Annotated in this window: 16 protein-coding genes; 3 read left to right on the top strand and 13 right to left on the bottom strand. The window is 32.8% G+C overall.

Annotation, left to right across the window (positions count from 1 at the left end; translation table 11 throughout):
- Window positions 1–81: 81 nt before the first annotated feature.
- The 11 genes from RBU59_RS25775 to RBU59_RS25730 all read right to left on the bottom strand — a co-directional run bounded on the left by RBU59_RS25775 (window position 82) and on the right by RBU59_RS25730 (window position 8,141).
- A complete protein-coding gene (locus RBU59_RS25775; RefSeq protein ID WP_308145339.1) occupies window positions 82–840 on the bottom strand; it encodes a class I SAM-dependent methyltransferase in 759 nt (252 codons plus the stop codon).
- A gap of 220 nt (window positions 841–1,060) precedes the next feature.
- Window positions 1,061–1,936 carry an MBL fold metallo-hydrolase gene (locus RBU59_RS25770; protein WP_308145338.1) on the bottom strand — a complete coding sequence of 292 codons (876 nt, stop codon included), beginning with the start codon at window positions 1,934–1,936 and terminating at the stop codon, window positions 1,061–1,063.
- A gap of 382 nt (window positions 1,937–2,318) precedes the next feature.
- Window positions 2,319–2,777, bottom strand: coding sequence for a GNAT family N-acetyltransferase (locus tag RBU59_RS25765; RefSeq protein WP_308145337.1), 459 nt, complete (start codon window positions 2,775–2,777; stop codon window positions 2,319–2,321).
- A 340-nt stretch (window positions 2,778–3,117) separates the two neighbouring features.
- Window positions 3,118–3,276, bottom strand: coding sequence for a hypothetical protein (locus tag RBU59_RS25760; RefSeq protein ID WP_308145336.1), 159 nt, complete (start codon window positions 3,274–3,276; stop codon window positions 3,118–3,120).
- Entirely contained in the window at window positions 3,273–3,449 is a 177-nt protein-coding gene (locus RBU59_RS28895) for an RNA polymerase sigma factor (protein WP_442871720.1), read from the bottom strand. The genes RBU59_RS25760 and RBU59_RS28895 overlap by 4 nt, the downstream gene beginning before the upstream one ends.
- A gap of 277 nt (window positions 3,450–3,726) precedes the next feature.
- Complete coding sequence (locus RBU59_RS25755) at window positions 3,727–4,140, bottom strand: metal-dependent transcriptional regulator (protein WP_308145335.1); 414 nt, start codon at window positions 4,138–4,140, stop codon at window positions 3,727–3,729.
- 61 nt (window positions 4,141–4,201) lie between these two features.
- Complete coding sequence (locus tag RBU59_RS25750) at window positions 4,202–4,453, bottom strand: hypothetical protein (RefSeq protein ID WP_308145334.1); 252 nt, start codon at window positions 4,451–4,453, stop codon at window positions 4,202–4,204.
- Window positions 4,454–4,506: 53 nt separating this feature from the next.
- Window positions 4,507–4,980: a MarR family winged helix-turn-helix transcriptional regulator gene (locus RBU59_RS25745; protein WP_308145333.1), complete on the bottom strand. Its 474-nt coding sequence runs from the start codon at window positions 4,978–4,980 to the stop codon at window positions 4,507–4,509.
- Between the two features lie 151 nt (window positions 4,981–5,131).
- On the bottom strand, window positions 5,132–5,626 hold the full coding sequence (locus RBU59_RS25740) for a GNAT family N-acetyltransferase (RefSeq protein WP_308145332.1): 495 nt from the start codon (window positions 5,624–5,626) through the stop codon (window positions 5,132–5,134).
- Window positions 5,627–6,264: 638 nt separating this feature from the next.
- On the bottom strand, window positions 6,265–7,353 hold the full coding sequence (locus RBU59_RS25735; protein WP_308145331.1) for a hypothetical protein: 1,089 nt from the start codon (window positions 7,351–7,353) through the stop codon (window positions 6,265–6,267).
- Between the two features lie 569 nt (window positions 7,354–7,922).
- Window positions 7,923–8,141, bottom strand: a complete 219-nt coding sequence (locus RBU59_RS25730; protein ID WP_308145330.1) for a hypothetical protein — start codon at window positions 8,139–8,141, stop codon at window positions 7,923–7,925.
- Window positions 8,142–9,051: 910 nt separating this feature from the next.
- On the opposite strand from RBU59_RS25730, the gene RBU59_RS25725 reads away from it, so the two are divergent.
- A complete protein-coding gene (locus RBU59_RS25725) occupies window positions 9,052–9,807 on the top strand; it encodes a tyrosine-type recombinase/integrase (protein WP_308145329.1) in 756 nt (251 codons plus the stop codon).
- A 173-nt stretch (window positions 9,808–9,980) separates the two neighbouring features.
- On the opposite strand, the gene RBU59_RS25720 is transcribed toward RBU59_RS25725, so the two are convergent.
- Entirely contained in the window at window positions 9,981–10,679 is a 699-nt protein-coding gene (locus RBU59_RS25720; RefSeq protein WP_308145328.1) for an MBL fold metallo-hydrolase, read from the bottom strand.
- 688 nt (window positions 10,680–11,367) lie between these two features.
- On the opposite strand from RBU59_RS25720, the gene RBU59_RS25715 reads away from it, so the two are divergent.
- Complete coding sequence (locus RBU59_RS25715; RefSeq protein ID WP_308145327.1) at window positions 11,368–12,687, top strand: tyrosine-type recombinase/integrase; 1,320 nt, start codon at window positions 11,368–11,370, stop codon at window positions 12,685–12,687.
- 228 nt (window positions 12,688–12,915) lie between these two features.
- Here RBU59_RS25715 and RBU59_RS25710 read toward each other — a convergent pair whose 3' ends face one another.
- Window positions 12,916–13,443 (bottom strand): VanZ family protein, encoded by a 528-nt coding sequence (locus tag RBU59_RS25710; protein WP_308145326.1) that lies wholly within the window; start codon window positions 13,441–13,443, stop codon window positions 12,916–12,918.
- A 471-nt stretch (window positions 13,444–13,914) separates the two neighbouring features.
- On the opposite strand from RBU59_RS25710, the gene RBU59_RS25705 reads away from it, so the two are divergent.
- Window positions 13,915–15,153 carry a plasmid recombination protein gene (locus tag RBU59_RS25705; RefSeq protein ID WP_308145325.1) on the top strand — a complete coding sequence of 413 codons (1,239 nt, stop codon included), beginning with the start codon at window positions 13,915–13,917 and terminating at the stop codon, window positions 15,151–15,153.
- The last annotated feature ends 78 nt before the right edge of the window (window positions 15,154–15,231 follow it).

Genomic DNA, 15,231 nt, shown 5'->3' with positions numbered 1-15,231 from the left:
AAATTAATAAATAAATTTTCCAATAATCTATGTACACCTTTTGCCAATGTGTATCTCCTACATTCCAAAAGGCACATTATGTCACTGCTTCCGTACCAAGTATAAAACAATATCATCAAGAAGCGTTATACTGTTTCCGAAACTCAAAATAGCGTCTCTGATGCCATCAAAAAATTTTGATTTATTTGGTTCTTGTAAAGTCAATTGAGGAGCCATTATTCTTGTCCATGAGACAAATTCATCAGCGTTATATTCTCTTACTTTGTGATAATGTCGACATTCAAAGTCAGTGAAACCGTAGTTTATAACATTTTTGTATTCTAAATGTGGTGCATATGGTATTTCCGGTATAAAATGTTTGTCGTAGACCTCTTGTATTTTTTGATGTAAGGCTCCATTGGTGCTTTTATAATCTGTGTGTGTCATGAACATTGCAAGGGTTCCGTTGTTTTTTAAGAGTTTGTACACCTTTGGAAAAGCGATTTCTTCAGGTATCCATTGGATTGTTGCTGCGGAATATACTAAATCAAATCTGTTTTTATCGAACTCATATGTTTCAAAATCTGAATTAACTATTTGAAAATTATCATATGAACCAAACTTGCTCTTCATATCTTTTGTAAAATTTTCACCAAGTTCAATAGCCAGATAAGAACAGCCTGTTTTTAAAATAGGCTCAGTTGCCTGCCCTGTTCCTGGGCCGATTTCAAGTGCAGTTTTGCCGATGCCAAGCTTTGAGTGCTCAATAATGTCTGCGAAAAGTTCATCACAATAACGGGTTCTCCATTTGTCAAAATCTTCAGTTGAAACATTATTATCAAATATTTTCCTGTAATCCATAATATCCTCCTCGTAAAATATAAATATTAGGTAATTGGGAAACTCTCATATTGTATCTCTATATCATGCAATTCGTACAATTTCAGAGTTGAATCTTGCCCTGAGAGCAACTGAAGCCAGATACTAATCAGCAAGACGGATTATCGATGCTCTCTAGATGCACAGAAGTGACGTACTCATGGGTACTTATTACTTAATAATATGAAATTAAGTATTTAATTTAAAATATCTCCGGCTTTAAATCCATTTCACGTCCCCAAGTTTTACCTACTCCGAAACTTCTAATAAAAAATATATCATCACTATTTGGTTCTGTATTATAAATTTTTTTAAATTCCATGATTGCCTCATCAATATTGTTACAAGTTTCAGTGATTTTAGCTCCCATACGTAATTGTTTCCAATAAGCTTCCATTTCTTCTTTCGTACAGATGGATTCATGAGAACATAAGTAATATTTTGCATCATACTGCTTAATTGCATTAATATTTAATTCCATTAACTCTTTATTATAATAATTATATCCTTGGCTGGTGTATCCATAATTACAATCACCTAAGAATAACATTCTCTCCTCCGGAACATATATAATTGTCGAATCATCTGTATGAGGACTAACAATTTGTCGCAAATAACAAGTAATTCCGCCTAAATCGATTGTTATTTCTCCGCTGAATAAAAGTGTGCAGTTCTTAGGATGAAAATTTTCTCTCTGTTCAATTTCGTCTTTTATACTTTTTATCGAAGTATCCTTAAATATTTTATTCTTTTTTGCTTCTTCCAAAGAATGATCGTCATACTTTAGGTTGCAATAAGTTTTCATGTATTCATATGTAATTTGATTCGCTATTGTTACAACATTCCATTCACTTAAACCAAAAGTATGATCCCAGTGATGATGTGTTACAACTAAGTATTTAACTGGTGGCAAATTCATGGATTCAATCTCTTTTTTTAGTTCATTTGCATGTTTTGGAGAGTTTCCTGCATCAATAATTAAGCAACAATCATTTCCACATACAAGTCCTAATGCAGGCCTGTCTGTTTCATCATTGTTCATATAATAGTAGATTCTATCCGTTACTTTTTCTAACATTTTTTCCCTTCTTTCAATGAGGATGTTTTAATGATATGTTTGACTTCCCGTTAATTAATAATTGCTAACCATATCGGATTAAATATTATTCCATAAGAATTTACTTAATCATACATTACCAGATAAAGGAAGTCAATTTTTTTTAAAGTGTAGTATTACTATACCTTGCAGTAGTGTACACTTTCATTAACAGGCATGATAACGGTTACTCGCAGCCATATTCGAGTAACCGGTTATCATGTCATTTTACACGTAGGTAAAATGAGCCTCATGTACTAAGGTTACTTGCGTCAAAACGAGCCCGCCTGTGAACGTGATACCGGTATAGCGTTCATCCTGTTAAAACAGGACGTCGCAATAAAAGTAAAAAGGCAAATTGGATTTACTTAATTGCCATAATATAAATTTGACAAGGATTCCATTCATCCCATAATGTAGGAAAACATTCAAGTTCTTTAAAACCTAGTTTTTTATAAAATTGAATTGTTCTGTCATATTCGTCATAATGACCTTCTTGAACAGTTTTTACCTGTATGAATGAATAATTATGTTCCTTAGCAAATGAATAAAATGCATCGAATAATTTCTTACCAATACCTTTATTATGTATTTCTTTTAAGACACCCATAACATAAATTTCAGCAGTATCTGAACTAGTGCCTTTTAAAGTAATAAAACCTTTCGCAGTATCATCTTCTATTTCTGCCCAAAAAGGTAGTTCTTGACTACATTTTATGTACTCATCTGTACTATCTGGTAATCCAAACCAGTCAGGTAAATCTTCTAATATTTTTCTTGAAATGAATTCCTTTTGTCTTTTGTCTTCAATATATGCAACCATTTATTTTCTCCCTAAATTTACAGAGGCTATTTTAAAGTGTATCCTCCATTCACTGCATCCATTTTAAACATTTCATTTCTCCTTTCCTCGTTATTTATTATAACGCTAGAGCGATACAATACTGGTTTTTATATAACTATATACCGTTATGTCTCTATAATACTACTGCCTTTTGCAAATTACAACATATTCCAATAACGGTTACCCATACATTTTGACTTAAAATGCATGGGTAACCGTTATTGGGATTTTTTATACCATCTTTCATATATCGGGATGGGACTCTGCCAAAGAAGCATGGGGTTCATCCACTTCTGATTTATTTGAACATTTTTTGTATTTAATCTGGTAATATATCACTAAAAACTACTGTCATGACACCTTTCTTTTGTAACTCTGTTAATGGTTTTAGGAATCCTCTTTCAACCAATTCATCCAATACCATAGGTTTTATTCCTAATTCACCACTATTTCTCATTCTTTCCATTCCTTCTTTCATGAGTTTTTAGCATCATACAGATGCCATTTGACAGTCCCTTCAGGAAGATTTAAAGCATGGCTTATGTAAGAAATTTTTTTGCCCTCATAATAATGCAAATAAATAACTTCTCTTTGGATTTTACTAAGCCATGAAATTTCACGCCTTATAAGTTTATAATCATCACTTTGCATAATCTCTTTTGTAAAATCCACCTCTGATGAAATATCCATATCATCAATTGAAAAATTGCTGAAACGCTTAATTTCTTTTACATATCTTGAATATACACCGGTTGCAATACGATATAAGTAACCATCCCAATTGCTTATATCATCTACCTTAAGAAGAGTAACATATGCTTCAAGTACTATTCTTGCTGCAAGTTCCTCCGCTTCAATTATCAGAATTATTGGCGTAGCTCTTTTTGAATATAAATCAATATTATTTTGTGTTTGTTACGTAATTGATTCATTCGTATAGTACCTCACCCTTGACTAAAATATTCTTTAGAGCAAAAACAGTTTCGTCACTGATGATGTGTTCCATTTTGCAGGCATCTGCATTTGCAGTCAGTTCATCAACATTACAACAAGTAATCAAAAATTGTCTTATGATCTGAAACTTGGTCGTAATGGCTTCTCCTTGTTTGCGTCCTTCCTCAGTGAGCTGGATTTCACCACCGAAAGGCTTGATGACGAGTCCCTCTTCTTGCAATGTAGTCACGGCATTATGAACGCTAGGCTTTGAAACTCCTAAATATAAAGCAATGTCAATTGAGCGTACTGATTGAGTTCTTTTAGATAGCTTATAAATAGCTTTCAAATATTCCTCCCTTGAAGAACTAAGTTTTTTCTCCGAATGACGACGCTTATTCTGTTGCACAATCAGCCCTCCATTTTAAGCTTAGGTATAATGTGTATAGTTGCCATACTCTTGGCCACAATTATTTATTCTTCTTTTTTAAGTACTCCTTATTCTTGTTATCCTCCGGTTGATCGACAAACGAATTGGTTCGCGTAAATATCAGATAATCATATAAATAAAAATATGGATAAAAAGGAACACAGATGCATTGCGAAAAAGAATTTAAAAATGTTTGAAATGTATTTTGGTCAGCTTTAAGTTTTTGTTGATACAGTCGTTCGCTGGCTTCACTATTATCAAAATTATGATGTTTTATTCTTTTCATTTTCATATTAGCAACTCCTAACTAAATGTGTATGGCTACCATACGCTTTCACAAAATTTTTATTCAACTATTTTTTCATCGAAATTTTCAACTCTGCTTATCAGGGATGTCAAGAAGCTAGACAAAAATTTTAGTTCTGCCTCGGTAGCGTTTTGTAGCTCATTTTCCACAATATTGTTTAAAATAGCATGATAATGCATATGATTTTTATGGGCTTTTTCCCCTTTTTCCGTTAGGCTCAGTGAATATCTAGATAAATTAAGATCATCAATTTCCTTTATAACCAGAGCCTTTCTCTCCAGTTTTTTGATAATTTCGGAAGCAGCCCCTTTTGTTACTCCTAGAACATCAGCTAGACCACCTACATGAATGCCAGGATGTTCAGCAATAGCCTTTATTACATGTATTTCAGAGTGAAAAATCGGCACATCCGTTCCAAAGTAACGAGTCTTTTTATCCAAATCAACCATGGTAAGAGCTAAATTCAGAGAATCATATGCAATTTGATGTTTGTTATTTATTAATTTTTCCATGTTAATAGTATATGGTTGCCATACACTTTTGTCAAGTCATATTTAATTAATCATACTGGAAATACTGCTACTCTTATATTGACTATGACTAACGGTGAAATAAAAGAGTATCATTTATCTCTTAACTAATAAGATGATTTTTTTACCTTGTTTAATAGCATTTAAGTACTTTCTCCATTTTTACTCGCTTTATGCTTTTACCATTAGACATTTTCTTCATTATAGTCTCAGTAATGTCAAATCCGCATTTTTTATAACATTTCTGAGCTACAACATTACTATTATCTGTAAATAATATTACTGAATGATATCCCATGAGGCGTAAATGCTCAACTGATTGAGAAATAACGTATTTGCCGATACCTCTTCCTTGATATTCAGGCAATATTACTATCATCTTAATATAAGCTTTTTTGTCTGCTGATAATAGATTGTTTATTCCTAACCATCCAATGGCGATACTATTATAATAAATAATGTAATCTTCCTCGTCTTGATCCTTTTCCCATTCTATTATAGCGGATATCCAGATATCAATGCCCGTTTCAGTCTCACTTAATCGGTCTATAACATGCTCATCATTCATGAGCTTGTGTAAAAACTCTGCATCATTTGCTGTAACTTTATGAATTTGAATATTTTCCATCTCCTAATATCTCCTTACTATATTTTATTAAAGTATTAATTAACAATGTACTGTCAAAGGCTATGTTTTTATTAATATAGCGTTCAAGATAGACATGGTAACGGTTACTCGTTACTTCTTCGAGAGCATACCAAAACAAACAGTGATCGATTTGTAGTACTAATTCCCAAAGCAGTTCAAATCCTACAAAAGATAGAACGTCAAAGTGAATATATCTTTGTAAGAGATGGAAAACGAATAACCAGTAGACAAGTGGCATATGTGCTTGAGAAATTCGCAGAGCATTAAGGTTTACACTTTACCACAAAATCGACACATAAAAAAAACGGGAAGTCCTATAAAATAAGACTTCCCAATCGTTTTCATTAAGCGCGAGACGGGATTCGAACCATAATCCCAGCCTAAAAATACTGAAAAGAAAGGGGGTTCATTCATTTCTGATTTATGTGCACATAATAGTGTACATATTTTTATGTTTAAAACTGAAGATATTAAAACGTCCAAAAAATTAGTAACCACGTTGACGAATTAGAATATGTAACGGAGTCTTAACTCGCTATTGTGAAAGAACGTGTATAAAATCAATAGTAGATTATTCTTATTCTGTACGTAGTATAATGCCGCCTGAAGTTGTAAAACTAGTTGCTTTTTTTGATGCTATATTCGTATTCAAGCAATGAGAATAACCGTGGTATATCTTCACTTTTAATACCATTAAAATAAAAGCTTTCCATTGAGCATCCAATATATTCTACACTGCTAAATTTCCAATATATTCTGTTACTACACATATCAGGATTGTTACCGAGGCAGCCGCAGCCCCAGCATTTTTTGACATCATTTGAAAAACATGACTGCAAATTTTCAGGCAGCTTTTCGATTTCGGATATATATTTGTCAGGATTCTTTAGCTTTAGTTTTAGATTTAGAAACTCATGATTTGCATCGTATCGCAAGGTGCCTATACGCTTTTTTCCGATATAATAGTCTCTTCCGTAAGAACGGATTGTGGGATATTTTTTCGAGTACTCATAAAAGCTTATGTAAGTTTGCTGGCATCTCTCGTCCCAAGTGTAAGTATCGTCTTTTATTATTTGCATGGGCTCCAGTTTTTTCGGATTTGCCGTAGTTTTGTAATCGAATAAATAAAAATTATAGTAGTAGGCTATACAACCATATCCGTTTTTCTTAATCTCGCTTTTTATGTATTCGTCATTCAAAACCTCATTCCAACAATCCATGTAAATCTTTAATACATCGATAATAGTTGGTTTGTTGGGATATGAAATTAAAAGGTACGTGTTATCTTCAGACTCTTGAAAACAAAAATTAAAAGCTTTCAGTTTTTCCGCGATAGCGAAATGTCTTTTGATTTTCTTTACTTGTTTTTTGAAAAGCTCTGTTTTGACTTTTAATGTATGATTTTCAATTTCAGCGCAATCGCAAAGTGTCCGTAAATATTTAACGGTACGGTCAAGGCTGAGGTTTGATTCATTATCAACACCTTTTCCTCTCATTTCGTTATCCAGCGGGTATAAATCGCATCCGTAAGCGGCGGGATTTTCGGCAACGTCGATATATATTCTTTTTAGTAGCTCTGTCAATTCTGAAAAATCCGAATAGAAATTAGGCTTAAAATCGCCTCTTAATGGATAATTTTTCGGTACAGGCAAAATACTATCCGCTCTTTTTTTTGCGTATTCTTGCACATAGTATTTGAATTCCATAATAACTCCCTTCGATTTTTTCCTTAATAATATCGCATATAATCTGATAATAGCATGTCATATTAAATAATATAAATATTCTACTTCGTTTTTATTAATAAAAATGGACCTCTCGGCTCCGCACAAATTCCTGTTAATATATTATAAATACAATGATAACATAATAAAAAAAATAAGTATACCAGTAATCTGCGTACACCAAACATTAAAGCGTATCTTCTGCACTTCCTCAAAATGTGTATACTTTAATTTTGTATTAATAATGTAGTACCTTGTTTACATGATAAGTAGAATACAATTATTATGAGTGTAATGAAACATACATCATGACATAAAAGCTTTGAAAAAAGCGCTATGTCTGTATAACCCCACTTCGGAGAGCGAGCAGGAGGAAATTTTTATTTCCTTGAAAATCAAGGGATTTCGTAAGCGCGAGATGGGATTCGAACCATAAATCCTATCCTACAAATACTGAAAAGAAAGGAGTTTCATCCACTTCTGATTCATGTGCACATAATAGTGCACATATTTTTATGGCTAAAAATTATGAGCCAATGATTGAAAAAAACTTATATCTCTTTGAACTGAGTACTTTTTAGCTTGAGTTTATCATCACTATTTTCTTCGTTCTCAGCTTCATTTATTTCTTTTATCAATGCATTTCTTTCATCCATGCTTTTTAGCATTTTACTTACTTCATTACCAGCAACAGGTCCTAAGAATAAAGTCATGCTAATAGAAAGCATTACAAAAAACTGCTTTATACTTTTATATATTCTATTTTTCATCAAATCTCCTTCTTACATAGTAATAATGACACCTTAAAATGTCAATTTGGATTCCCATGTAAAAAAGATTCAATTATTTAAACGAATTTTTTGAGCTACTAAAGACCTTGTATATATTTTAGAAAAATATTCATGTTCATAGAGGTAGGATTCACTAATCTGAATAGTATTTATTATATTAAATGTGCATGCTAAACAAAATAGTAATCCAGAATTATTAATTACATTAGTACGATTATGTTTATTGCTAATTAATTTATGGATTATTGAATTGTTGTTTCCATCGCCAGAATTGTTGTATTCGCGATTTATAGAAGCTAACTGCGAATCTTGAATCTCTTGTACAGATTGTGCTCCATATATAGTCAAATGAAATGATATACATGTCGCACAAAGGAACAACAATAAATACGTGATAACTTTATATAACAATTTGTTTTTTGTTTTCATTATTGTCCCCTTTTCTTTTGATATGGCTATTGTAAAGCATTATAACATGCTAATCAAGTAATTCCTTAAAAATTCCAAATAATCTTACTATCCCTAAAACAGTATTTCCTAAATAATAAAAAGCAGCAGGGTACACAAAACAAAATAGTGTAACATCTACACTTATGAAAAAGATGTATACTTTCTTTTCGAAAAAATTTCTTCTTTCCGTCTGTAAAAAGATAAATAAATTAGTTTGACTAAATACCATTAAGGTTATAAAGCCTTATAGGAAGAACGTCTAAAGGACAAGAGCCTTAATATTAAAACTGTCAGACGGGATAATGAGCATTGGAATAAGTATTACAAAGACCATCCCATCATTCATGTGCCGATTTCAAAGCTGACCACCAAGATGTTGAATAATTTCTTTAATGCTACCATTACCAAATTTAAACTCTCTAACAGAGAATATAACAACATGAAAAGCATAATGATTGCTTTACTCCGTATTGCAATTGATGAAGAGATTATAGCGGAAAATCCAATGAATGGAATTTATATCAAGGCAAAATTTCGAGCAGTTAGAAAGAAAAGTGACGGTTCCAAGTTGTATCTGAATGATGACTTCGGTGCTCTAGATACTTTTCTGGAAGAAGAAAGTACGATTGAAGCATTATGCATACAGCTTATGTTTCAGCTTGGTGTTCGAATTGGAGAAGGTGTAGCGCTTAAATTCTCTGATATCGAGTATGGTAAGATAGCAATTCAAAGGATGGAAGAAAAGGTTCTAGTCTTTGACGGAGAGAATTTTAAGAGTGCCGGTGTCCAGATAGTGGAGCATTTGAAAAAGGAAAATGATTCGGAGTATCGCTTTATTCTTCTTACTGACGTAGCAAAGGAAATCATAAGAAAAGCCAAAGAGCTTAATCCCGATGGTGAGTTTATCTTTGAAAGAAATGGTGAACGATTAACTGCAAGAGCAGTAACCTATTGGCTTAGTAAGTATTGCAGAGATGCAGGAATTACATACAAGAGTCCTCATTGTACAAGAAGGACTACTGCAAGCCGCTTAGGTATGGAAGGAATGCCCTTGGATAAGATAAGGGAAATTCTTGGACAAGTCGATGAAAGGACTACTCTCAGTTACATTTACAATCCCAATACGGAACAAGGTAACTTGGACATTATGAATAAGTCTCTGAATAGTAGCAATAAAAAGAATAAGAAAAACTAGTACACATACGGTGCACATATACAAGCAACAAAAAATCCCTTGAAAATCAAGGGATTTCGTAAGCGCGAGACGGGATTCGAATTCTACCCCATCGATAAATATTGATAGAAAGGGTCTTTCCAGCACATCCAATTTTAACGTACTCAAGAGGGTACTCAAAATCATATATTATTTCATAAAATAGATTCAAGTGCCTCATTCAGTATATAGTTGGCATTCTTTGTTATTGCTGAACCATGACCAAATAATGCATACTCAATGGAATAACTCAACAATTTTTTTGCATCGATATGAACCTGATTAGTATTTACGTTAAATTTCTCGGGGATACCAATTACAAGGCCTCTGTCTTGTTTATTCCTGATAACATCACTAAAAAACATTATTTTTTTATCGGCTTGATATAAGGCAATACTCCCTGGTGTATGCCCGGGTACATTTATAACTTGCAAACCGCCAAAGATGTCAATTATATCGCCATCTTCTAAAATACAGTCAATTTGATTCACAACACAATTAAACTGACGCATGTATTTCTGCTCTTCTAACATCATGCTGTGATAAGTACCTTCAATTACATTTTGTTGCAAAATAAACGGAACATCATTTTTATGCGCTGCTAACTTTGCGCCTGAATATTTTACAAGCTCCGCAGCTCCGCCTATATGGTCACAATGGCAATGGGTTAGAATAATCATTTTTAAGTCAGAAAGAGGGAATTTATTCTTCGTCAATATTTCAATCAAATATCTTGTTTTCATAAAAATTCCTGTATCTATTAAATAATATCCGTTTTTTGCTAACAACACATAAATATTCGCCTTTAAAACTTCATCTTGAATAACAAATAAATCTTTCGTAATTTCTTTCACAGTTCTACCTCCAAATATTTACATAATATAAATTGTCTGAACTTGTAAATCCTATCCATTTCATTATTAGTTAGCAGTTTTAACAGAAATGTAGTAAAACTGATATATAATAAGCTTCATTAAACTTTATCTATTATATCACTCTTTTATTTACATGCCAACATATTCCAATAACGGTTACACATTACATTTATGAATGGGTAAACGGTTATTGGGATTTTTTTTACCATTTTTCATATATTGAGCAAGTGATTCAATTATATTCTTAGCATCAAATACGAAAGGAGAAACAAACAAATTGAGTTATGTTAATTTAATTTAACAAAACAAAATGAGTTGAAGGATGGAAGAAACATCCTTGTGCTTAATAATTATCTCAAATGGAGATTTCACCATGCGACATCGCCAAGGAAGCTTGGTAGGGAATGAAAGAACCCTTTATTAAATTTCTTTCTAAACACAAAGTGATAAGAAAGGTATCTGGTATGACAAAGAAGCAATGAAAATCACTTCAAAAGCACTTGGACATAACAAGAATCAGCGTCATTGCTGAACATTACCTGAATAATGCTTTGTTTTCAAAATAATCTTGCATATTTAAATTGAGGCATAGAAACAAAAATAGCAAACAAAATTTTAAAAATGATAACAAACAAAAATGCCATCTTATTCTGAAGTGAGGCATTTTATGAAACAAATCAATCTTGAAGAGAAAAACCTTTTGAAAGAATACTTTACCTGCGGTACAATGAAGTCGGATGAGCTGGAAAGTATAGTGAAAGAAATGAAGAAAGAAAAAGTATTACAGAAGCATCCATACCAGATAACACCACCAATTAAGAAAGGTGGACGCTGGATGACCTATATCCTGGATACAGAGGTGAATAAGAGGGTTAAAATAACTTCTTATACCGAAGAAGGGATATATCAGAAACTATACAAAATTTATTTTCCAGTAAAGAAAGAAACCTTGGAAATTCTGTATCCTCTGTGGATAGAGAAACGCAAGGGAATGAATCTGAGTAGCAGGACAATTCAGAGAAATCGCAACCATTGGGAGAAATATTACAATAACACCAAAATCGTCAGAAAATCTATCGACAGAATCACAGTCGAAGATATTGAAGATTTCTTTCATGGCTGTATCAGTGAATATAATTTGACCAAGAAAGAACTGGACAATATGAAGTTGATTTTCAAGGACTTAATGAAGTACGCGAAGAAGAAAGGCTTAATTCTGTCCAATCCATATGATGACATTGAAATCAAAGTGAATGGCTGTAAACCACCTAATAATCCCAAAGATGAAAGTAGTGTCTATCTCCCAGAAGAAAAGGAAAAACTATTTCGACAACTGAACAAGCGGTTAATGCAGCTGCCATACGAGACGGATGCCTATGTGGTATTTCTTCTGTTCAAGCTTGGTCTTAGGATAGGTGAGGCTGTGGCACTGAAATGGTCGGATATTGATTGGGAAGCCAGAGAAATACATATCCATCGAATGGAAAGTCGTGTTGAAGATGAAAACGGGAAACTCAAAGTTGCCATTTGTGAGTATACGAAGAAGAAAAGCCCTGCTGGTGACCGGTATCTCCCTTTAAGTGATTATGAAATTAATCTGTTTCAGACGGTTAAGCGTATCAATGAGGAAGCAGGGTATTCGGATGGTGATTTTATCTTCTGTGATAAAGAAGGCAGAACTAAGATTCGTGAAGTCGATAACTGTATCCATGCTCAGTGCAGACGTGCAGGAATCGAAGTCAAATCTACTCATGATATTCGCAGAACGGTAGCATCTGAAATGAGAAGAAAAAAAGTGGAAATTGAAGACATTCAATGGTCTCTTGGTCACAATGATGAAGCTACCACTCGTACCTACATACTGAATAACCAAGGAAAGCAGAAGACATCAAGACAGCTTGTGAATGCTCTTTCGGGTATGAACGGAAGCGACGTACTCATGCGTACTCAAAACTCCAGAAATGAAAAATCGCCAGAAGCCTTTTAAATAAAGAAATTCTGACGAATTAAGTTAAGTGCGAGACGGGATTCGAACCATAATCCTATCCTACAAATACTGAAAAGAAAGGGGTTTCATCCACTTCTGATTCATGTGCACATAATAGTGCACATATTTTTTAATAAGAATTTTAATAGACTCTTTCAAAATCAATGCAACAAATTGGAAGTTGCACACCAAGATGTCTATTCGACAAACCGGGATTTGTAAAAGATTTTATCTATTCATAAAAAATAAAATTACAAAGGCAACTATCCCTCCAGCTGGTGCAATTACCTCAATAGCTAATTTAGTTTTATCCTTGAAAAGATAACTTATTACATGAAATAAGAGAACACCGAGTAATCCGCCAATAGTATTTAAAATTATGTCATCAATATCTGTTGCTCCTACCGCAAAAATAAATTGTGCAATTTCAACAAGTAGACTCAACAAAGTAACTAAAATAGTATTAACAAGTATTAATTTATTTCGATTTACTAATGTCATATATATTCCCAAAGGAATAAAAATTATTATATTACCTAATATGTTACTTAATACAAAAGATTCATGTATTAAATCATCATTGAACAAGTAACTATCTATTGTACGAAAAGGAATTAAATTTACAGATTGAAAGGAACCAATACTTTTTTTATGAAATAAAAGAATAAATAGTATCATTAAATAAAAAAACATAACTCCATAAAGCAAAAAATTATGTAACACTTTTATCCATTTATTTTTTATATCGCTCATCATAATTCCCCTCCACAAATTCAAACTTATATGTAAATTATTAAATCATAATACCATATTTAATAAAATAAATAAATAAAATTTTACAATAATCTGTGTACACCTCTTATCAATGTGTATCTCCTACACTTCCTATAATTGTGAAGACTTTCTTTTGTGTAAAATAAAAGATTATGAAATATGGCATATAGATGCAAAATCCTCCATGATGAAGTGGACGGTACAACGAATTTCCATGCTGCGCATGGATTCTTCGTTGTTTTGACGTGAATATGATGCAAAAGCGTCGCAGACCCCTCGGAGAGCGAGCAGGGCAGTTGCAGTTTAACTGCCCTAGTGAGTTAATACAGATAATCTGAAATATAAGAGATGTAAACCCTTTTCTGAAAAAAATGAAAAAAGTGCTTCTTTTTAAATTCGTCTGTCATTTTTATTAATGTACCAGATTAACGAATTTTAAAGGAGGAAATTCTTATGGCAAATGTTTGCATTGTAAGACATCAAGGCTACATAAAATCAAAGATGCGATTTCCGTATCAACATAATTTCAGGACACTGAAAAACTACGGAAACAAGAACATTGATGCATCACTTACTCATCTTAATACCAGCATAGCAAATAACCTGAAAGAGGGAGAAACCTATCTCACAGCGTTCAATCGTCTGTATCAAAACGGAGCATTTAAAGGGCAGCTAAAAGTACAAGGAGCAGAAGAAAAGCAAACAAAGTTCTTAGATGAATTTCTGGTTTATCCACCAAGTGAGAAAATATCAGAAATGAGTCTTGAGGAACAAGATGTATTCTTCAAAAAGGAATTGCAGGCAATTCAGAATTACTTCGCTGATATGATTATTTTATCTGCTACTGTTCATCGTGATGAAGCTTTTCATCCTAATGATGAAGAGTTAAAAGCTCTCTTTCCCGAAGGAAAAATAACTCCGCACATGCATTTAATTGCAATACCAATAGTTCATGATAAAAAGAAAGATTGTAAGAAAATTTCCATAACAGAACTATGGAAAGGACAATTCAGTTATCGCAAATTCCAAGATTATATGTATAATACGGTTGGTAAAGAATATGGGTTTGACCGGGGAGAGAAACATGATTTTTGTGAAGCCGAGAAGCATTTGGAAGTCCAAGCCTTTAAATTAAAGGAAGCGGAGAAATCTTTAAATAAGCTCGAAGCAGAAATCAAAATAAAAGAGCAAAGTCTAGCGGAACAGGCTAAGGACTTGGAACCTGAAGAACACATATCTATCTTTAATACTAAAAAGGTGATGGAAAAGCAAAAAGCCATCAACTATGCATTGAAAATGGAAAAGGATAAGAATGCTCTTCTTCTTAAAGAAAAAGAAAGCCTAAATCAAACGATTAAAAAAAAGAATGAAGTAATTCTTGCCCAAAACCTTGAAATTCAAAATCAACAGGAAAAACTCTCTGAAGTAGAGAACAAGTTATCCAAGGAGAAAGATATGACCAATGATATTCTGAATATTAAGGTATCGGATGAACTCCTGCGTCAGGTTTATCTTAATGAAGCCAAGCAGAAAATCAAATTATATGACATACTGGTACGAATCATCAAAGACTTCTTACCAGAATTGATAAAGGTATCTCCTAAATTCATACGTGAATTATTGGACTACAAGATTCTTCACAAAGAAGATATACAAAAAGAACATGAAAACAATTGCCATAAGAGCAGATAAGCAACTATTAACATGATAAGGCAGAATTAATAATCAGACTCTCTGAAACAAAGAAAAACTATAACAAACAGAAGCCTT

It is taken from the genome of Anaerocolumna sp. MB42-C2 (genome assembly GCF_030913705.1).
Lineage (GTDB): Bacteria > Bacillota > Clostridia > Lachnospirales > Lachnospiraceae > Anaerocolumna.
The sequence above is the reverse complement of the archived record's forward strand: the minus strand, read 5'-3'. Positions and strand labels throughout refer to the sequence as shown.